The sequence below is a fragment of the Leptospira chreensis genome (assembly GCF_016919165.1).
In the GTDB taxonomy this organism is placed as follows: Bacteria; Spirochaetota; Leptospiria; order Leptospirales; family Leptospiraceae; genus Leptospira_A; species Leptospira_A chreensis.
On the sequence record NZ_JAFFPS010000008.1, the window covers coordinates 121,920 to 141,176 of the forward strand.

General features: G+C 41.6%; 18 protein-coding genes. 6 read left to right on the forward strand and 12 right to left on the reverse strand.

What is annotated here, in order from left to right:
* Window positions 1-55: 55 nt before the first annotated feature.
* The 5 genes from lpxC to JWG41_RS02395 all read right to left on the reverse strand — a co-directional run bounded on the left by lpxC (window position 56) and on the right by JWG41_RS02395 (window position 4,929).
* Complete coding sequence (gene lpxC / locus JWG41_RS02375) at window positions 56-964, reverse strand: UDP-3-O-acyl-N-acetylglucosamine deacetylase (protein ID WP_205268353.1); 909 nt, start codon at window positions 962-964, stop codon at window positions 56-58.
* 179 nt (window positions 965-1,143) lie between these two features.
* The gene (mce, locus tag JWG41_RS02380; protein WP_205268354.1) at window positions 1,144-1,917 is read right to left on the reverse strand and encodes a mammalian cell entry protein Mce; all 774 of its coding nucleotides are present in this window, start codon (window positions 1,915-1,917) and stop codon (window positions 1,144-1,146) included.
* Between the two features lie 32 nt (window positions 1,918-1,949).
* On the reverse strand, window positions 1,950-2,738 hold the full coding sequence (locus tag JWG41_RS02385) for an ABC transporter ATP-binding protein (protein WP_205268355.1): 789 nt from the start codon (window positions 2,736-2,738) through the stop codon (window positions 1,950-1,952).
* A gap of 8 nt (window positions 2,739-2,746) precedes the next feature.
* Window positions 2,747-3,523: an MlaE family ABC transporter permease gene (locus JWG41_RS02390; protein WP_205268356.1), complete on the reverse strand. Its 777-nt coding sequence runs from the start codon at window positions 3,521-3,523 to the stop codon at window positions 2,747-2,749.
* Window positions 3,520-4,929 carry a hypothetical protein gene (locus JWG41_RS02395; RefSeq protein ID WP_205268357.1) on the reverse strand — a complete coding sequence of 470 codons (1,410 nt, stop codon included), beginning with the start codon at window positions 4,927-4,929 and terminating at the stop codon, window positions 3,520-3,522. The genes JWG41_RS02390 and JWG41_RS02395 overlap by 4 nt, the downstream gene beginning before the upstream one ends.
* Window positions 4,930-4,976: 47 nt before the next feature.
* On the opposite strand from JWG41_RS02395, the gene JWG41_RS02400 reads away from it, so the two are divergent.
* Complete coding sequence (locus JWG41_RS02400) at window positions 4,977-6,026, forward strand: D-alanine--D-alanine ligase (RefSeq protein ID WP_205268358.1); 1,050 nt, start codon at window positions 4,977-4,979, stop codon at window positions 6,024-6,026.
* On the opposite strand, the gene JWG41_RS02405 is transcribed toward JWG41_RS02400, so the two are convergent.
* The 5 genes from JWG41_RS02405 to JWG41_RS02425 are packed head-to-tail and all read right to left on the reverse strand — an operon-like array spanning window position 5,995 to window position 10,502.
* Window positions 5,995-7,395, reverse strand: a complete 1,401-nt coding sequence (locus tag JWG41_RS02405; protein WP_205268359.1) for a high affinity choline transporter 1 — start codon at window positions 7,393-7,395, stop codon at window positions 5,995-5,997. The two genes, JWG41_RS02400 and JWG41_RS02405, sit on opposite strands and share 32 nt — an antisense overlap.
* A 3-nt stretch (window positions 7,396-7,398) precedes the next feature.
* The gene (locus JWG41_RS02410; protein WP_205268360.1) at window positions 7,399-7,674 is read right to left on the reverse strand and encodes an exodeoxyribonuclease VII small subunit; all 276 of its coding nucleotides are present in this window, start codon (window positions 7,672-7,674) and stop codon (window positions 7,399-7,401) included.
* A gap of 9 nt (window positions 7,675-7,683) precedes the next feature.
* Complete coding sequence (gene xseA / locus JWG41_RS02415; RefSeq protein ID WP_205268361.1) at window positions 7,684-8,958, reverse strand: exodeoxyribonuclease VII large subunit; 1,275 nt, start codon at window positions 8,956-8,958, stop codon at window positions 7,684-7,686.
* The gene (locus tag JWG41_RS02420; protein WP_205268362.1) at window positions 8,959-10,068 is read right to left on the reverse strand and encodes an AI-2E family transporter; all 1,110 of its coding nucleotides are present in this window, start codon (window positions 10,066-10,068) and stop codon (window positions 8,959-8,961) included. It lies immediately after the preceding gene.
* A 2-nt stretch (window positions 10,069-10,070) separates the two neighbouring features.
* Window positions 10,071-10,502, reverse strand: coding sequence for a hypothetical protein (locus tag JWG41_RS02425; RefSeq protein WP_205268462.1), 432 nt, complete (start codon window positions 10,500-10,502; stop codon window positions 10,071-10,073).
* 120 nt (window positions 10,503-10,622) lie between these two features.
* On the opposite strand from JWG41_RS02425, the gene JWG41_RS02430 reads away from it, so the two are divergent.
* Genes JWG41_RS02430 through clpA form a run of 5 tightly spaced genes read left to right on the forward strand, consistent with a single transcriptional unit; the run spans window position 10,623 to window position 18,195 of the window.
* Window positions 10,623-11,234 (forward strand): DedA family protein, encoded by a 612-nt coding sequence (locus tag JWG41_RS02430; RefSeq protein ID WP_232373626.1) that lies wholly within the window; start codon window positions 10,623-10,625, stop codon window positions 11,232-11,234.
* Window positions 11,235-11,261: 27 nt separating this feature from the next.
* The gene (locus JWG41_RS02435; protein ID WP_205268364.1) at window positions 11,262-14,411 is read left to right on the forward strand and encodes a PP2C family protein-serine/threonine phosphatase; all 3,150 of its coding nucleotides are present in this window, start codon (window positions 11,262-11,264) and stop codon (window positions 14,409-14,411) included.
* A gap of 15 nt (window positions 14,412-14,426) precedes the next feature.
* Window positions 14,427-15,590: a GNAT family N-acetyltransferase gene (locus tag JWG41_RS02440; RefSeq protein WP_205268365.1), complete on the forward strand. Its 1,164-nt coding sequence runs from the start codon at window positions 14,427-14,429 to the stop codon at window positions 15,588-15,590.
* Window positions 15,590-15,931: an ATP-dependent Clp protease adapter ClpS gene (clpS, locus tag JWG41_RS02445; protein WP_015679845.1), complete on the forward strand. Its 342-nt coding sequence runs from the start codon at window positions 15,590-15,592 to the stop codon at window positions 15,929-15,931. The genes JWG41_RS02440 and clpS overlap by 1 nt, the downstream gene beginning before the upstream one ends.
* Window positions 15,928-18,195, forward strand: a complete 2,268-nt coding sequence (clpA, locus tag JWG41_RS02450; RefSeq protein WP_205268366.1) for an ATP-dependent Clp protease ATP-binding subunit ClpA — start codon at window positions 15,928-15,930, stop codon at window positions 18,193-18,195. Before clpS ends, clpA begins: the two co-directional genes overlap by 4 nt.
* Here clpA and JWG41_RS02455 read toward each other — a convergent pair.
* Together JWG41_RS02455 and JWG41_RS02460 are read right to left on the reverse strand one after the other, a co-directional pair.
* Window positions 18,192-18,740 (reverse strand): hypothetical protein, encoded by a 549-nt coding sequence (locus JWG41_RS02455; protein ID WP_205268367.1) that lies wholly within the window; start codon window positions 18,738-18,740, stop codon window positions 18,192-18,194. The genes clpA and JWG41_RS02455 overlap by 4 nt on opposite strands.
* Window positions 18,737-19,195, reverse strand: a complete 459-nt coding sequence (locus JWG41_RS02460; protein WP_205268368.1) for a RidA family protein — start codon at window positions 19,193-19,195, stop codon at window positions 18,737-18,739. The genes JWG41_RS02455 and JWG41_RS02460 overlap by 4 nt, the downstream gene beginning before the upstream one ends.
* Window positions 19,196-19,257 lie beyond the last annotated feature (62 nt).

A 19,257-nucleotide genomic window follows, 5' to 3' on the forward strand; every position in this document is an offset into this window, starting at 1 on the left:
TTTGCCAAAAATACTTTCGGCAAGGCCTCGTTTGGAAAGTAAAAAAAGGCGGATTCTAACGAGCTGCTTGTTTTTTAGCGAAAAGTGGAACTCTTTTGCTTTTGAACTGAGTGAGTTCGTTTCCTGTGACTTGGCTCATAATGCACTTGGCAAGAGAGATGTCTAGAGCGTGACCCGCTTTGGAAGCAATCAAGTGGCCTCGGAAAGGGCGACCCATCACAGCCAAGTCCCCAATGAGGTCGAGGATCTTGTGACGAACGCATTCATTGTCGTAACGCAAAGTTTCGTTCAAATACCCATCATCGGTCAAAACTACAGCATTGTCTAGAGATCCACCCATGGCAAGGCCACGAGCTTGGAGGGCTTCCACGTCTTTCAAAAACCCAAAAGTCCGGGCAGGAAGGATGTCTGTTCCCAAAATGGATTCGTCAAGAGTGGTGGTGTAGGATTGGCCTCTGAGGAGAGGATGATTGAAATCGATGCTATAAGTGACTTTGAGTTCGTCGGAAGGTAACATAACGAGGTATTTGTCCCCGTCTACCACCCAAATGGGGTTGGCGATGGTAATGGGTTCAATGGTTTCATCCAGAACCCGGATTCCTGCAGAACGAATCCCTTCCCAAAACGGCAGGGAGGAACCATCCATAATCGGAACTTCTACGGAATCAATTTCAAAAATACAATCAGTAATGCCTAGAGTGTGAACGGCGGCGAGAAGGTGCTCTATGGTTTGCACCCGGTTGGAACTTCCATCTCCAATGGTAGTGGCGTTACTTGTGTCGACAACATGGTCGAGGGAGATGGGGATTCGAATCTTTTGGATGCCTTTGTAAAGGTAGAAAATAAGTCCTGTATTTGCTTCTGCCGGATGGAGCCGTAAGGTCACCATTTTTCCGGAATGTACGCCAATTCCCCGAAGTGTGATCGAGTTTTGGATCGTTTTTCTGTGTATCGCCGTTACCATAAATCAGTTCCTACTTACAAATTTGTAGAAAAGGGGGGAGGGACAATTCCAAAACCGTGGACCCAAGTCAAAAAAATGTCTCCTTTTTACAACAGTGTGGTGGGAATGTGACGGCCCCCATTTGTGCACCAAACCAAAGATTTTTACTACAAAATGGGTCGTATTTTACGTGTTAGCGCTTAAAAAGCACTGAGGGCAGAGCGAATGAAACTGGTCACAGGTGCTTGTTCCCTTGTGTCTTCTAGGCCTTCCCGGAGCTCTTTCAAAACGACCTGAGCATCCCCAAGGGTGGTATTTACCGACTTGTGGACATCGCTTTCGTTGATGAGTTTTCCTAGAGTTCCCTGGCCTTCGTTGATTTTCCCCGTGATATTGGCTATATTTTGCACGGTTTTACGAATGTCAGAGCGGTTTTCGGCTATGAGTTCAGATAGAGAAACGAGTGGGTCTTGCGTGACCTTTCCTTGGATGGGCATCAGTTTTCCTGACCTAGGAGAGATCTCTACTTTGGTGAGGGCCGGTTCTGCGAGCATGTATTCTTTGGTTTTGGGATCGACCGGAAACTTGGAACCAGGATCGAGAGCCACGACACGACCAGAAAGGAGGCTTTCGTTTTTGATTGTGATTTCGTAATTGGAGAAGAGTTGCACCTTTCCTTTCAAAAGGAGGGTGAGTTCCACCTTGGTTCCAATCCCGGTTTCGCCATCCGGAAGAAGAGTTCCATACTCATCAATCTGCACCAAACGAATTTTGGAAACATAACCAAAGGGAACCCCGTGGATTGTTACTTTGTTTCCAATTTTAATCCCTTCGGCATCAGGAAAGTAGACGGGGAGTTGGTATCCTGATTTTTGGAAGGGGCCACCTTCTGTGACGATGGTAAAGTAACCCACAGCCAAAAGTGAAAAGATAAAAAGTAGTCCGACGATGAGAGCGCGACCTATGGTAGGCATTCCCTAAAGTTCTCCTAAAGTTAGAGGCAAAGTCAATTGGATTTTCCTTTTTTTAATTCAGAATGATCGAGAATCATTGGACCTACTGTATTTCCATGAATGAACTGTTGGATGATGGGATTCGGTGAATTTTGGATCTCTTCCGAAGTCCCGCAAAACAGAACTTTCCCGCCGTAGAGAAAACTAATCCTGTCAGCAATCCTATAGGCTGAATTCATATCATGAGTGACCACAATGGATGTTAGACCTAATTCTTTTTGCAAACGGATGACTAAATCATTGATGACATTGGACATCACCGGGTCAAGGCCCGAGGTGGGTTCATCGTATAACACGATTTTAGGTTGGGAGGTAAGAGCTCGGGCAAGACCCACACGTTTTTTCATCCCTCCAGAAATATTACTGGGTAACGTGTCTTTGGCGGGAACCAGATCCAACCATTTTAATTTTTCCATTACAATGCGATCAAGCTCTGCCCCTGATGCAATTTTATGTTCTCGCAAAGGAAGGGCGACATTTTCATAAACAGTGAGCCAATTGATAAGGGCGCCTGACTGGAATAAGACGCCAAGCTTAGAACGAAGTTCTTCTCTTTTCCTTTCGTTCCCATGGACAATGGATTCCCCAAAAATATAACAGTCTCCTTCATCGGGATCAAGTAATCCCGTGATATGTTTGAGACTGACGGACTTTCCGGTTCCAGAAGGACCAAGGATGACCATAGTCTCTCCTTGTTTTACCTGTATGTTCATTCCTTGTAAAATCTTTCGTTTGCCAAAAGTTTTATGGACGTTTTTCATTTCAATGGCAAAGGTTTCCATACTTTCCTTCATTTATAAAATAGAGCTGTCAGCACATAACCAGAAAAAATGACCATTAGAAAAGAAGTGACCACTGCTTTTCTTGTGGTTTGGCCCACACCAATGGCTCCACCTTCCGTGCGAAGTCCTTGGCTGCAAGAAATTGTGGAAATAGCGATTCCAAAAACATATCCTTTCAAAAGTCCGACATACAAATCTTTTAGGCCTGGAACCGAGGAGATCCGATAGTATACATCTTGAAAGTAACTAATCATATCAATACCGAGTTGGAAATGGCCTACAATTCCTCCACCTAAGATTCCTAAGGCGGCAGAATATACACAAAGTACAGGAACCATGAGTGAAAAACCGATAATCCTTGGCATCACGAGATAACGAACGGGATTGATAGACATCACTTCTAGGGCGTCAATTTCTTCCGAGACTTTCATGGTTCCAATTTCTGCGGCCATAGCAGAACCGACGGACGCCGCAAGAATCAGAGAGGTCATAAAGGGAGACATCTCCCGAGTGAGGGTGATCGTAAGTAAAAGTCCAATTTGCCCTTCTGCCCCAAAGTCCCGAAGGCCAAGGCCGGTGTTCAGACCCAGGATCATTCCCGTAAAAATAGAAACAATGGAGACAACAAAAAGAGAACCTACACCCGCAATGAACATTTGTTCCAAGATTTCTTTTCGTTTGAAGAAGAGATGGTGGGACTGGCCAATGGATCGAAATAGTAGGAGAACCGTATAACCAACGGCATAGAGTAGTGGTTCCAATGTTTTGGAGTACAGACGTTTCATAGTTCCCACCAAAGGATTTTGTATTTGTTTTTTGTTTCTCTTGTATCAATGCCGAGAAAACCGTAACCCAATTCATACCGAAAACCTGATTGTGATTTTGAATATTCCACAAGGATCGGTATATGGATATGAGTTTCTTCCTCTGTCCATCGATGGCTATAGAGTCTTGTGATTAAATGCAGACGTTTCTCTCCATTGGAGGACCTTTTGTATTCAATAATGGAAAAAATGGGTTCCCAAACATCTTCCATCACTTCAAAACGAACCGGAATGATGGCAAGGGTATTCCATCCAAAATTTCCATCGGGGTCTTTGTGATACCGAAACAGAGGCCAAAGTTTCCAATAATAATCTTCTCTACCTGTTTGGACATATTCACTTTTCATATGGGAATAAAAAGGTAATAAAAAATGCGAAGTTGCTTTTAAGTGGGAAGTATTTTGCGACAAACGGATGTAAAACGGAGTGATGAATTCGGCTTCCTTGTTTGCAAAATAAGAAAATCCATAGAAAGGAAAAAACACGAGTTTCTGTGTATCCTTTTTCTCCGAAGTTGTGTATTGGAAAAAGATAAAGAGCGCCGTGTAATTGGTTTGTCCTGTTTTTTTGTCATACCCATAAGAAAATAAGGAATTGAGAATGGGAAACCAAAGATAGGCCCGACTTTTCATATTCCCATCTTTCGAATCTTTGCTGTTATACAGTGGAAAAAAAATCGAATAGGTTGTGGGTTCCTTTTTATCCAACCGTTCTTCCCCCCATTGGAAAAAAGGCCAGAGAAAGGATTGGCGTTTGTATTTTCCTTCATGTTCTTTCTTTGAATATAAAGGAAAGATCCGAAAGTCACTCCTTGTTTCGGAACCACCCCACATCACAAAGGGCCAGAGGATGGATTTGGCTTCATAGGTTTTGTATTTCCATTCGGAATACACTGGAAATAAAACATAACTTAGTTCTTGGTAAGAAAGTTTGTTTCGAATTTTGCCATAGATCGGAAAGACACTAAAATAGTTTTCTCTTTGGGACTCACCCTTACCCCAAATGAAAAGGGGAGTGAAAAGGATGTCTTCGTCTTCGTCTCCCTCTTCATGTTTGAATCCCGTCCCACTAAAGAAAAATAAAGAAGACCAAGTATACCAGTAATTGGTTTCTTCTTTGTAATAAAAAGGAGAGAGATAACTTTTAAATCGGAAGGCATAGGTTTTGTCTTGGAAACCCATATAGAATGGACGAAAGGCTAAATAACTTTGGCGGCCCCTCTTTTCCGATTCATATAAAAACCAAAACTGGTGGTAGTCGGATTTGATGTCTTCGGTAAAGGAATTGGGAAGTTTGGCAAAAAGAGTGGCACTCTGAAAGAAGAGACAAAAAACAATTCCGAATTGAATTTTAAAGCGGGAATCCACGTAATTTCAATATCTTCAAGTTTCAAGAAAAGGAATCAAGTGATTTCATGATCCAAACCAAAATCGCACTGCTTTTCGGAGGTATCTCCGGGGAACATATCATCTCCATTCGTTCTTCTTATTTCATTTTCAATACAATCGATCGGGACAAATACCAAATTTGTCCTGTTTACATTGACCAAACCGGAAAATTTTGGATTCCCCAAGGTAACGATCCGGTTTACCCAGACCCCACAGGCAAAACAGAATCGGAATTTTTAAAAGAATTTTCTGCGCTCAACCAAATTTCCGAACCCAAATCAGGGGCTGGACTTCTTGAATATGGATTTCAGGCCGCCTTTCTCGGATTACACGGGGGAGCGGGAGAGGACGGACGGATCCAAGGATTTTTAGATGTATTAGAAATCCCTCATACAGGATCGGGTGTGTTGGCTTCGGCTCTGGCCATGGACAAATTCAGAGCCAATCTTTTATTCCAAACCATCGGCATTCCCGTGGCTCCTTTTGTGGATTTAGAAAAGGGAAAATCTGATGCGAGAAAAACAGTTTTAAATCTTCCTTTTTCTTTTCCTGTTTTCATTAAACCGACGCTAGGTGGGTCCAGTGTCAATACGGGAATGGCAAAAACACCAGAAGAGGCCATGGTTCTTGTGGATAAAATTTTTGTCTCTGAAGACCGAGTGCTCATCCAAAAGTTGATTTCAGGAACAGAAGTATCCATTGGTGTTTTGGAACGAAAGGAAGGAGGAAAACGAATTCCTTTTGCACTTGTGCCAACAGAAATCAGACCCAAGTCCGAGTTCTTTGACTTTGAAGCCAAGTATACCAAAGGAGGAAGTGAAGAAATCACTCCCGCACCGGTGGGTGATGAGATCACAAAAAAACTCCAGGAGTATACATTGCAGTGTCACGAGGTGCTTGGTTGCAAAGGATATTCGCGTACCGATTTTATCATAAGTGACGGTGTGCCTTATGTTTTAGAAACAAACACTCTCCCAGGAATGACAGGGACAAGTCTTATCCCCCAACAAGCAAAGGCTCTCGGGATAGAGATGAAAGATGTGTTTACTTGGCTTCTAACGATTGCTCTTTCTTAGGAAAGAAGTACATTCCGACAAGGATGGCGATAAGACTGGCTATGGTTCCATAGAAATGGCTTGTCATATCGTCGCCGTAAACTTCCAAAACAAGCCAAGTTCCGATTCCCACAAATAGAGAAAAGAGAGCGGCTCTTTCATCAGCCTTTTGGCTCATCAGTCCAAAGACCATCGGGATAAATAGTGTGACAAGGGAGATGCCACCAGAGTCTTCCACAAGAGCGTAGATAGATGGTTTTCCCACAGCCAGTAAAAAAGAAATCCCCGCAATGATAAGGACTGATGTTCTAGAAAGCAGGAGTAACTTTTTATCATCCATATCTTTAAATGCGTATTTTAGAATATTCTCAGATAGGATAGAAGACGGAGCAAGGATGGCCCCGGAAGCCGTGGAAAGAATCGCCGAGATAAGGGCAGAAAAAAACAAAACCTGAACCCAAGGACTGGAAAACTTAGAAATCATAGTGGGGATGAGGAGTTGTCCCGTTTCTCCATGTAAGTCAAAGTCAGGAAGAAGGCTTTTGGCATGGAGTCCTAAAAATAAAGGGATGAGAGCAAAAAGAAGATAAAAAATAGAAGAAAGATAGGAGGCGGTGATCGCGACTTTTTCCGATTTGGCAGACATCACCCTTTGGAAAATATCCTGTTGGGGTAAAGATCCAAAACCTACGACCATCCAAGCCGAAAGATACAAAGTCCAGGCATGGTAATTGGATTCTGGAAAAAATCGAAAGAACCCATCTGGCTTTTCTTGGATGGAAGTCCAAATTGGTTTTACTTCGTTTAACTCGTATATAACGATCACAAGTCCGACAACGATGGATATGGATTGGAAAAAATCAGTTAAGGAAACCGACCACATTCCCCCGAGATAAGTATAAAAAACAACAAGACAGGCTCCAATGACAATGGCTGTGAATTGGTTGATTCCAAAAAGAATCTGCACCATAATTCCGAGGGCTACAAATTGTGCGGCGACCCAACCAAAGTAGGAAAAGATCAAACAAACTCCAGCAATGAGTTCCATTTTTTTCCCATACCGGTTTCTATAAAAATCCCCAAAGGTAAGGATTTGCATCCGGTAAAGATACTTAGCAAAAACAAGGCCAAGTAAAAAAAGACAAAGCGCCCCACCAAACGGATCTTGGATGACAGCTAAAAATCCACCTTTCGCAAATTCAACAGAAGAACCAAGGATGGTTTCACTTCCAAACCAGGTAGCAAAAAGGGCCGCGGTGGAGATAGGGAGAGGAAGGCTTCTACCGGCTAAGATAAAGTCACGAGAGTTTTTTACTTTTCTTGCCGCATAAACTCCGATGGCAATCGTGATGAGTAGATAACCAAGAATGAAAACTGCTTGGAAACTCATTCTTTAAAATAAATCTTCTTCCACAGGTTTGGACGGACTATCGTCTTTTTTCTTTTTGACGGCAGATTTCACAATTTCACCACCAGGTGCTTTGGACAAAAATTCAATTTTTGCTTCTGCATCCACAAGCCGTTCCGAACAAACTTTTTTTAGTTCCATTCCTCTTTCATAGGCTTTGATGGAGTCTTCTAAGGAAAGTGTTCCTCTTTCTAATTTTTCAGCAATGTCTTCTAATTCGCGAAGGGCTTCTTCAAAACTTATCGATTTTTTCTCTACCATTTTCGATTCCTAAATTTTTTCTTTTACTTCTACTAGAAGTTTTCCATCAGAAAGGAATACTTCTAAACTTTCATTTTCACTGATATTATGAATGGAGGATATGACTTGTTTATTTTTATTTCGAACCACAGAATACCCGCGTTTCAACGTCCCTAGTGGCGAAAAATGATCTAATCTTTGTTCTGCGAGTGTGAATTTGTTATGAATTCGTTCCAGATACGATTTCCAATTCTGTGATAAACTATCGAATTTTTGGAATTCACTTTGTTTGCGAACTAAATAGTTTTTACCGAGTAGGGAAATCTTAGTCATCAGTTCGTCAAGGGCAGTGGACCTAACTTCCAATAATGTTTTTGGATTTTGGAAGACTGGCCTTCCTGTGATCCCAACCCACTTTTCTTTTCCAATTCGCACAACATTGGTTAGGGCTGCTCTAATCCTATCTTCCATTTCATCCAGACGCATGAGAGTGTCCGAAACATTGGGAATGGCTAGTTTTGCGGCCGCTGTGGGAGTGGGAGTTGTGGCATCGGCTGCCAGGTCAGAAAGGACACGGTCGATTTCATGTCCCACGGCAGAGATAATGGGAATCCTAGAATTGTAATAAGCCATCACCACGGCTTCTTGGTTAAAGGCCATCAAATCTTCAAAAGATCCACCCCCTCGTCCCGCAATGATTACATCCACTTCCCATTTGGGATCATTGATTTCTTTGATGGCTTCGATGATTGAATTTTCAGCCCCATCTCCCTGGACTAGGCAAGGAGAAACTAATATCTGAATGGAGGGATTGAGGTCGGTCGCAATGCGGATAATATCTTCTACGGCGGCACCTTTGGGAGAGGTAACAATGCCTAGGCGTTTGGGGAATTTGGGAAGAGGGCGTTTGTGTGTGGGCTCAAAAATCCCTTTATCATAGAGAGCTTTTTTTAGTTTTTCTATTTTGAGAAGGATGTCTCCTTCACCAATTTCTTCCACCTTTTGTACAGTTAGGCTATAATATCCACCAGGTTCATAAACAGAAACAGAACCATACACCAAAATCTCCATTCCATTGCGAAGTGGAGTGCCCTTATAATTCTTTGCTTGGAAGGAAAAAAAAGCACATTTGATAACACTCGCCGTATCTTTCAAAGAAAAATACATATGCCCTGAACTATTGGTTTGAGAATGGTTGGATATCTCTCCCCGCACCCAAATGTTTTTGAATTCGGACGCATCTTGGAGTTTGGCTTTGATTAGCCGATTGACATCACTAACACTGAGAGAACTATCTGCTTCCATCTAAATTGTTTGAAATCGAGTCTCTCTAAAAATTTTCCAAAAGTCCCAAAGGATGATGACAAGGGTAAGAGCCATAGGGCCAATGATGATTCCGGCAACACCAAACTCTTGTAATCCGCCAATCAGGGATAAAAAGATTAAAAATGGATGCGTTTTTAGTTTTTTATCTAAAATTTTTGGTTTTACTAAGTTCTCTAAAATCAAATAACTAGCCGCCCCAGCAATCATAAAGAGAACACTTCCTGTCCAATTTTCTTGGACAAGACCAATGTACAAACCAATGGGTAACCATACAACGGAAGTTCCCACAACGGGAATGAGTGAGAAGATGGTCGCAATGCTAGAGAGTAAAAACTTATTCGAAACAGAGGTAAAGAGTAACAATACATAGACGAGAGCCCCTTGGATCAGTGAGACGAATAAATTTCCCATCATCACCGTGCGAATGGCTTCTTCAATACGCCGACCCAGTCTTTCTTCGATTTCTGTGGGAAAGGGAAGTAATACAAAAAGTGCATGTTCCAACCGACTTCCTTCTTTATACAAAAAGAAAAGTAAAATAAAGGTAAAAAATGCATTGAAGATGATGGCTCCCGGCACTTCAAACGATCCGAGTAAAAATCCAGAGGAATTCTTGAGCAAACTATAAATGGAATCTAGGTTTAAGACGTCCATATGTTGGCCCACATATTCCCGATACATCAAAGGAAGTTTGATCCAGAAAAATTCATTTTCAGTGAAGAAGTCTGTGAGCATGGGACTATTCAAAAGTAAAGAAACAATGGATTCTTCGGTGAGTTGGTTTCTGATATAACTGACTAAGTTTAAAGATTCCCGAATGAGAGTGGAAACAATCAAGTAGGAAGGGATAAACACTCCGGCAAGCATGAGAAGAACCATAATATAGGGCGAAAGACCATGAAACTTAACCCCTAAAAGATTTTTTAGTTTTTTATGAATTTTTCTTGTTGTGAGGTAAAAGAGTAAAGCAAGGAAACTGGCCCAAAGAAATGGTTTGAATACAAAAAATAAAGTAAGACAGGTACCTATAAATATGGCACTGAGCAAAAGATAGACGATGATTTCGTTTTTGTTTTTAATCCAATTCATAATTAATAACTGGAATGTTTTCTAAAGTAAAAACGTAGGTAGTTTGCGGAACCACCACCTTCGGAAACAACAATCGAAAGAGATTTTTTAATAAAACCTTCGAGTAAATAAGTTGTCTCTCCGTTTTTTTCCGTTTTATCCACGAGTTTCCAATCCCCTTGGGCTGCTCGAGTTTCAATTCGTTTGCGAATGGCCGCGATCGTTTCTTCCGACTCGAGTAAAATATAAGCTTCTTTGGTATGGATATGACTTGTTTTGAATTCACTCGAATGAAGGAACTTTGCATTTTCGGGAAAGAAGGACTGGGGGAAGGCAGGCGGCGCGTTCGTGGGGTATCTTGTCACAATGATTTGATCAAACCGATAGATTTCGGTTTGGGTAGTGGGAGTACAAGCCCAGAGAAATAGCAATAAAATTGGCAAAAATCGAAGCATTACGGAAAGCAAACGGTGGACTATTGATTCCTTCCATTCATTTTTTTAAATCTTTGTTGCTATCAGGCTAGATGGCTTATCTTTTTCTTTGTGTTGGATTTCCTACAGTTTGATGCCTTTTTGACTCGAATTTTAGAGTTACCACCCCTTGTGCTATGGGCTTTCTTTTGTTTCTCTAATTTTTTGGAGAATGTTTTTCCCCCTTGGCCTGGAGACACAGTCACTGTATTTTCCGGCTTTCTTTCTTCCAGTCCCGGCTCCCCACTTTCTTTTCTTTCTGTAGTGATGGCCACCTATTTGGGTAATCTCCTTGGAGCCCTTGTGATGTACTTCTTTGGGGAAAAGTTTTTAATCTTTCTAAAAAGATCACGGTTCCCTTTTCTTTCGGCCCTCTATGAGGAAGAAAACTTACACAAAACTCTAGAATGGTTCCGAAGGCATGAGATTGTAGTGGTTCTATTGTCCCGGTTTTCTGCAGGAATCCGGTTCTTTGTTTCCATTGTGGCTGGAATGAGTAAAATGAACGTGATTAAATTTGTGGTTTTATACACAATCGCCATTTCCCTATGGTGCGGGCTCCTGCTTTTGGGTGGGTCCGTGATGGGAACTCACTGGAACCAAATCGTTGTTATGCTGTCTTACTACAACCGAGCCATCGGCTTCTTACTCCTATGTTTATTTTTGTACTTTCTGTATCAAATTATGAAGAAAAGAAATACAAAGTTGACATGATTTCCTTTTCTGTTAGGGTTTTCACCGATGAACTCTTGGGGAAATATAGCGTTTGATTTTTATACTTTCGGCTCTCTGGTCGGTGTTATTTTTACTTTTTACAATGCACAATTTTTTTTAACGGTCAAAGAAAAGTCGGAGGCCACCTACCAGCTGGGTATGGGAACACTTTGGCTCGGGCTTTTCCATTTTGGTTATATGATCAACTTCTCCTTTATGGGGCCGGCCTCTGCCTATATGAGATGGCTTGTGATCATCGGAGCCATGGCCGGTGCTTCTTACCTCACAAGTTTTTTTCTAAGTTATCCCGAAGTCTACTTTCCCAGACTCAAAAAATATCTTTTTTGGGGAATGAATACGATTGTTGTTACTGTCACCGGTTACTTTGTTTATCTTAGTTTAACAGCCGGTAGATTGTATTTCTTTAGTGGACACTATTGGGATTTCCCCGTTCCTGTTTTTTATAAAGCCTATGCTTTGATTGTTCTTGGTTTTTTTGTTACCTTCTCTTTGGTAGCAATTGTTCAGATTTTTAAAATGCCAAAGGAGTCAAGGTTTGCTACGGCTAGTATCTTGATTGCTTTTATACTGGTAACCATCATCCCAGGAATTATGAATGCACAGTCAAGAGATGGTGCAATCGGCCGCGGTATTTACCAAACAATAACAGATCTTGTTTTAGTAGTGGGACTTTTTGTAGCCAATGTGGTGTATATCAATAACACCAAAGATAAAACAACGATCATTTCTCGGATCATTGGAATCTCCCTTGCCTCCTTCTTACTTGTTTTACAACTCGTAGCTTATTCCGTCATCCAACAGTCAGAAGCTAATTATGATATGGTGCATACAGCCCGGGCAAAAAACTTTATTGCAGGGCTAGAAACAGACCAAGTCCCCAGTTTCCACTATACCTTTGATACAAACCAAAAAGAGTTCATTCGTAAAAAGGGGATGGATGAATCCTTTGTCGATCCCGCCGGTTATGAAGCCGAGTATTGGAACTACTGGGCACTCGAAACCATTCTCTCATACAAACAAAGTAAAGATTGGAAAAGTAAAACAGAAGACTTACTTTCTTCCCTTCCCGAAACAAGCAAAGGTTATGCGGCTGAAATCAAAAGGCTTTTGGGATCCGAGAAAGTAACGAATCCCGAGTCTCTCATCCACGAACTGGAATCCGAAAAACGAAAGATTCTCTACACAAGAAACAAACTCAGAGAAATACCGATTAAGAATTTTTCGGACAGTGCCGAGTCACTCGTTTCCAAAAAAGAAGGTCCACTTTCCGGTTTTTATGGAGCGGCCCGTTTTGTTTTAGATTCCAACCTCTCGGAAGAAAAAAAATCAGAGGCTCTCGACCAAATGTTTTCTCCCATGCCGAATCATGGAGATAGAAACTATCGCGGCCGTGTGAAGTTTGCTGAAAACAATCCAGAGTATTCGTTTTATGTAAGTTATCTGATAGTCGATAAACCGAAAGGGCTTGTACATGAAATCGGATACCCATACCTAGATTACCGGGAGTTTCAGGAAGAGGTAACACTTCCCTGGATCATCGGCGTTTTATCCCTAGCAGTCCTAGTGATTTTTGGATATAGACTCTTCTTTTTAATTGCACTCCTTAGGCCCATCGAACAAATCATTGAGGGTTTGACAGAAGTAAATTCCGGAAATTTGGAACATCGCCTTACTGTTCACGTTGAAGATGATATTGGATTTATGGCTCGCTCCTTTAACCGAATGGTTCGTTCCATCCAAGCGGCGAGAAAAAAATTAGAGCAGTATGCAGACCAACTAGAAGTTAAAGTACAAGAACGTACCAAGGAATTGGAAAATACCTTGAAGGAAGTCCAATCCTTAAAACACCAACAAGATGGTGATTACTTTTTAACTTCTTTACTCTTGCAACCGTTTAACGCCAATCATGCGAAACATGACAATGTCCATATTGATTTTTTATTAGAACAAAAGAAAAAATTCACCTTCCGCCAGTATGAAAAAGAAATCGGTGGTGATTTGAATATCGCAAACCAAATTTTTCTAAATAATCGTTCTTATACGGTTTTTCTGAATGCCGATGCTATGGGAAAATCTATGCAAGGAGCTGGTGGGGCCTTGGTGCTTGGTTCTGTTTTTGAGTCCATCATCACAAGGACCCAACTCCTCGGAGAAGCGCGCAATACCTATCCCGAACGTTGGATTAAAAATACATTCTTGGAACTCCATAAAATCTTTGAAGGTTTTGATGGATCCATGCTTGTCTCTCTAGTCCTCGGACTCATTGATAATGATACGGGCCTATTATATTTTATCAATGCCGAACATCCATGGATGGTTCTTTACCGAGATGGGATTGCTAGTTTTATCGAAAACGAATTGATGTTTCGCAAACTGGGAACCTCTGGAGTCCAAGGAAATCTTTATATCAAAACCTTCCAACTAGAACCAGGAGACATTCTCATCGCGGGCTCCGATGGTCGGGATGATTTACTCATCTCCCACACCGCCGAGGGAAAACGAGTGATCAACGAAGATGAAAGGTTATTTTTAAAAGTTGTGGAATCAGGAAAAGGGGAACTCGACAAAATTTATGATGAATTGGCTAAGTATGGAAGTCTCACAGACGACTTATCCTTGTTACGTGTTTCTTATATTGAAGAAAAAGAACGCTACAAAATTGAAAAGGAACGTCTGAAAGAAATCCAAGCCCTCCTACTCAAAGCAAAGGAAGCCAGTGAATCTTCTGACTTACAAGAAGCGGTATCTTATCTGGAAGAGGCAAACTCCCTAGAAGAAAACATTCCAGAAATTAAAAAGAAATTCATCCAACTCTATCTGAAATTAAAAGACTATGGGAATGCCAAAAAGATGGCTAAGGACTATAGTTTGTTAAAACCAATGGATACGGAGATTATGTACATCACCGCTTTTTGTGCCCGTAAAGTCGCCGACGTCAAAACAGCCATAGATTTTGGGGAAAGGGTTCGACTTCGCGATCCAAACCATGTCAAAAATTTGATCAATTTGGGGCAGACCTACCTGGCTGATAAAAATCTAAATCGGGCGGAGAATATCCTCAGTTCCGCTTTGGAACTCGATCCCGAAAACCCAAGTTTGCAAAGGCTTTTGGATCACATTCGAAAAAAACAAAATAAACAAGATGCCGTCAGTTAGGGTCTAAGGTTTACATTGAGTGAACTATTTGAGATCAAAATCTCGCATCGGTTTGGGGACTTCCAAAAGGAAGAGTGGAATCTTTTGGTTCCCCCGGATTCGGTCTTTCAGGAATACGAATTTCTCGCGGGTTTAGAAAAGACCGGTTGTATCGGAGATTCCGATTGGAATCCTGTCCTTGTCTTTACCAGGCGAGAGGGAGTTTTATTCGGAGTCCTTCCGGCTTATGTAAGATGTGATTCTTATGGTGAATATATTTTCGATTTCCAATGGGCCAATGCCTTTCACCGGGCAGGGATTCCGTATTATCCGAAACTTACTGTGGCAGTTCCCTTCACCCCAGTAACGGGAAGTCGGATTTTACTCCATCCAAATCTTTCAACGTCCGAAAGGGATTCGTTAAGTGCAGAACTTTTGCAAAAGTTACTCCAGTTCGGAAAGGAAAAGGAAACATCTTCCGTTCACCTTTTATTTTGCAAAGAGGAGGAACAAAAAACAGGAATCCAAAACTCCTTTGCTCCGAGACTCTCTCACCAATACCACTGGTTTAACAAAGGTTTTGCGAGTTTCGATGAGTTTCTATCCACACTTGTAAAGGATAGAAGGAAAACCATTCGCCAAGAACGTCGTAAAATTTCGGAATCTGGTCTTACCATCCAAACGCTAACAGGCGATTCTATTACGGAAGACCATGCTCATACATTCTATGAATTCTACAAAGATACCCATTCCAAAAAATGGGGCCAACCTTACTTAAACCGTCAATTTTTCTTAGAGATGTATCATACCTTTCGCCACAGGCTATTGTTAGTTCTTGCCTCTGATCCATCCGGAAGACCAATCGGTGGGTCTTGGAATGTATTTCGAGAAGGTTTTTTATTTGGTCGGTATTGGGGGGCTCTGGAACACATTCCCAATTTGCATTTTGAATGTTGTTATTACCGATTGATCGATTATGCCATAGAGCATAAAATGGAACGAGTGGAAGCGGGAGCCCAAGGGGAACATAAATTCCTTAGGGGTTACGAAGCAGTTCCCATGTACAGTTTGCATCATATTTATAATGAACAAGGCCGGGCCGCCATCGAATCCTATTTGGAACGAGAGATCGCTATGGAAAGGGAAAATATTTCCGCCTACAATGCGCAGTCTCCTATTAAGGCTCTCCGGGAGGGATAATGTCAGATCCAAAACGAAAGTCCTACACGGACATGAACGTAGAACTTCTCGAAAGAGAAAAACAAAAACAGAAATTAAAGAAACCAGATCGGTATAAGGTGATCCTCATCAACGATGATTACACCCCTCAGGAATTTGTGGTTTATGTTCTCGCCAATGTTTTTCGGAAATCTATGGAAGAATCTCGTCAAATTATGTGGAAGGCACATACTTCAGGTTCCGCGGTTTGCGGGGTGTATTCTCTAGACATTGCAAGAACCAAAGTGGCAGAAGTGCACAAACTAGCGGACGATGCGGGACATCCATTACAATGCCAATTGGCAAAAGAGGAGGACGAATGAACCTTTCCACTGATTTAGAAAAAAGTCTGGAGCTTGCAGGAAAAGAAGCATCCAAATACCACCATGAATTTATTACATTAGAACATTTGTTATATGGTCTCACCTATAACGAAAAAACAAAAGAAGTCCTAGTGAGCGTAGGTTGCGATTTGGACCTTCTTAGAAAAGAACTCACTGAATACTTTGAAGAGGATTTGGCCACCATAGCTGTTCCCAATTTAAAAATCCAACCTCGCTACACTGTGGGAGTTCAATTTGTCATCCAGTTTGCGGCCTTCCATGTCCAAAATTCCGGGAAAGAGGAAGTGGATGGAAACAATGTCCTTGTGGCCCTTTTTCGAGAAGAAGATAGCCAAGCCTATTACCTTCTCGCCAAACAAGAAGTCAACCGACTCGATGTGATCAAATACATCTCCCATGGAGTGAAAAAAGAAAAGGATTCCGACGAACATGAGTTTAACGATGAAGCTTTGGCTGAGGAAGCGGATGGTGGATCTCGTAAATCAGCTTTAGAAAAGTTTTGTGTCAACCTCACCGAAAGAGCCAAACAAGGAAAACTAGACCCTTGTATTGGACGAGAAGTAGAAATCGAAAGAACCATTCATATCTTGTCACGCCGTCGTAAAAACAATCCCATCTTTGTGGGAGAAGCCGGTGTGGGAAAAACTTCCATAGTAGAAGGAATTGCCGAACGTGTGGTGAAAGGCCTTGTTCCTAAAAGTCTTTTGAATATGGAAATTTATTCTTTGGATATGGGTCTTGTCATGGCCGGAACCAAATTCCGAGGGGAGTTTGAAGAACGCCTGAAAGCCATTTTACAAGAAGTTGTTGGAAAACCAGAACGAATCATTTTTGTAGATGAGATTCATACCATCGTAGGTGCGGGCGCTGTGTCTGGGGGAAGCCTAGATGCATCCAATCTGATGAAACCAGCTCTTGCCAATGGAGAACTCAAATGCATTGGAACTACTACTTACAAAGAGTATAAATCAATCTTTGAAAAGGATCACGCCCTTTCTCGTCGGTTTCAAAAAATCGAAGTGACTGAGCCGTCCAGAGAAGATGCGATTGAGATCCTAAAGGGTCTAAAACCAAAATACGAATCCTTTCACGGTGTCACTTATAGTGTAAAGGCGATTGAAGCTTGTGTAGATTTATCGACTTTGCATTTAAGAGACCGGTTTTTGCCAGACAAAGCCATCGACCTGATGGATGAATCGGGCGCCTTTGTTAAGTTACGCGACGAGAAAAAAGAAAAACCAAAAAAACAAGTAGGGATTCTGGAAATTGAATCTCTTGTTGCAAAGATTGCCAAAATTCCAGAAAAAACCGTGAAAGCCGATGACAAAAAGAAATTGGAACATTTGGATTCGGAAATTAAATCCGTTGTTTTTGGCCAAGACCATGCCGTAGAACAAGTGGTGGATGCCATTCACTATTCTCGTTCGGGACTCAGTGACGAAGGAAAACCCATTGGTAGTTTTCTCTTTGTGGGGCCAACCGGTGTTGGAAAAACAGAAGTAGCCAAAACTTTGGCGGAGAAAATGGGAGTGGAGTTCCTTCGGTTTGATATGAGTGAGTATATGGAAAAACATTCTGTATCTCGTTTGATTGGAAGTCCACCCGGTTATGTGGGATATGACCAAGGGGGCCAGCTTACAGATGCCATTGCCAAAAATCCTCACTGTGTTTTGTTATTCGATGAGATCGAGAAAGCCCACGAAGACATATACAATATCTTACTTCAGGTGATGGATCATGCTACGCTTACAGATAGCACCGGAAAAAAAGCTGACTTTCGCAATGTCATTCTTATCTTAACGACCAATACAGGAGCTCAAGAGAGTTCCAAACCTCTCCTTGGTTTTGATACGGAAAGGTATGATGATCGTTCCATGAAAGCTATCGAAAGGACATTCACACCGGAATTTCGAAACCGGTTGACTGCCGTGGTTGAGTTCCATGCTCTATCAATCCCTGTGGTGGAACTTGTGGTCAAAAGAATGTTTCGTACCTTACAGACCAAAGCCGAAGAAAAAGGAATTCATTTGGAATTATCCGAAAAGGCGGTTCGTTACCTAGCTGAAACGGGTTACGACAAAGCCATGGGAGCAAGGCCGATCCAAAGGATACTCAATTCAGAAATTGGAAAACCGCTTTCCAAAAAGATTCTTTTCCACAAAGACAAAGTGAATCGTTACCTTGTAGATGTGAAAGAAAAAGAAGGGAAAGAAGTTTTAGAAATTTTGGAAGTGAATGTTTAAATTCTACCGAGAACCTCATCTTCTTTTTTGAAGGTGAGGTATCCAAATACAAAAGCCCCGAATACCGATCCTAAAAACAAATAAAACGGTATATGGAGTCCTACTTCTTCTGGTTTTACAAAATCATAAAAGTAACGTTTGGGATCCAAATACCCCCAGATCACAAATACGATCGAAACCATTTGCGCAGAAAAAAACCAGATCCTAGTCCATGGCGATTTCCAAAATCCAAGGAAAAAGAAGTTCAGTAGGCTTAAGAGAATGAAAACGGAATTCAACTTGGGCCCAAGAGAAACCGATTCTTCCACTTCAAAAAAACTAATTTGGTAGGAAAACCAAGGAAGGATGGAGAAGAGAAGTTGTAAGAACAAAAAGATAAAAAATATTTTATCAAAAAAAAGTTTGGTTGTCCAATAACGGTAAAGCGAAAGAAAAATTCGTTTGGATAAATGCCACCAAGCAAGGGTTAGCTCAGGAACAAAGGTTACGGCTTCCTTGGTAAAGGAAACTAGATCTATCAATTTTGAAAAAATGGAATTTGTCATTCGACTTCGGCAACCACTTCCAATTCCACACTGGCATCCAGAGGGAGAGAACTCACTCCAATTGCAAACCTTGCATGTTTTCCTTTTTCTCCGAAGATCGCAGCCACAAGTTCAGAAGCCCCGTTGGCCACCAAATGTTGTTCTGTGAATTCAGGAGTTCCTGCCACAAAGACACCTAACTTTACTATGGATTTGATATTGTCTAAGGATGGAATTTGAACTAAGATTGCCGCTAGAGCATTGAGAAGGCATTGTTTGGCTTCTTCTTGTGCTTCAGCAAGAGTCAGGTCCTTTCCGACCTTTCCTGTTTTTCGTAATTTCCCTGCCACCAGAGGCAATTGGCCAGAAGTAAAGATTAGGTTTCCCACTCGTTTGGAAGGGATATAGACGGCAAGTGCTGCAGGAACGGGAGGGATTTCTAGACCCAATTGGTTCAAAGTATCTTGGATAGGCATTGGATTCCAGGCTAGGCGGGTCGGCTTTCCGGGACAAAATTTTTTTTCTCAAATCCTATAAA

Coding starts and splice junctions, on each gene's coding strand:
- JWG41_RS02460 (WP_205268368.1), bottom strand. CDS start 19,195: ATGCCTATCCAAGATACTTTGAACCAATTGGGTCTAGAAATCCCTCCC.
- JWG41_RS02455 (WP_205268367.1), bottom strand. CDS start 18,740: ATGACAAATTCCATTTTTTCAAAATTGATAGATCTAGTTTCCTTTACC.
- clpA (WP_205268366.1), top strand. CDS start 15,928: ATGAACCTTTCCACTGATTTAGAAAAAAGTCTGGAGCTTGCAGGAAAA.
- JWG41_RS02410 (WP_205268360.1), bottom strand. CDS start 7,674: ATGGTAGAGAAAAAATCGATAAGTTTTGAAGAAGCCCTTCGCGAATTA.
- clpS (WP_015679845.1), top strand. CDS start 15,590: ATGTCAGATCCAAAACGAAAGTCCTACACGGACATGAACGTAGAACTT.
- JWG41_RS02390 (WP_205268356.1), bottom strand. CDS start 3,523: ATGAAACGTCTGTACTCCAAAACATTGGAACCACTACTCTATGCCGTT.
- xseA (WP_205268361.1), bottom strand. CDS start 8,958: ATGGAAGCAGATAGTTCTCTCAGTGTTAGTGATGTCAATCGGCTAATC.
- mce (WP_205268354.1), bottom strand. CDS start 1,917: ATGCCTACCATAGGTCGCGCTCTCATCGTCGGACTACTTTTTATCTTT.
- JWG41_RS02400 (WP_205268358.1), top strand. CDS start 4,977: ATGATCCAAACCAAAATCGCACTGCTTTTCGGAGGTATCTCCGGGGAA.
- JWG41_RS02405 (WP_205268359.1), bottom strand. CDS start 7,395: ATGAGTTTCCAAGCAGTTTTCATTCTTGGTTATCTACTCATCACGATT.
- JWG41_RS02385 (WP_205268355.1), bottom strand. CDS start 2,738: ATGGAAACCTTTGCCATTGAAATGAAAAACGTCCATAAAACTTTTGGC.
- JWG41_RS02425 (WP_205268462.1), bottom strand. CDS start 10,502: ATGCTTCGATTTTTGCCAATTTTATTGCTATTTCTCTGGGCTTGTACT.
- JWG41_RS02420 (WP_205268362.1), bottom strand. CDS start 10,068: ATGAATTGGATTAAAAACAAAAACGAAATCATCGTCTATCTTTTGCTC.
- JWG41_RS02435 (WP_205268364.1), top strand. CDS start 11,262: ATGAACTCTTGGGGAAATATAGCGTTTGATTTTTATACTTTCGGCTCT.
- lpxC (WP_205268353.1), bottom strand. CDS start 964: ATGGTAACGGCGATACACAGAAAAACGATCCAAAACTCGATCACACTT.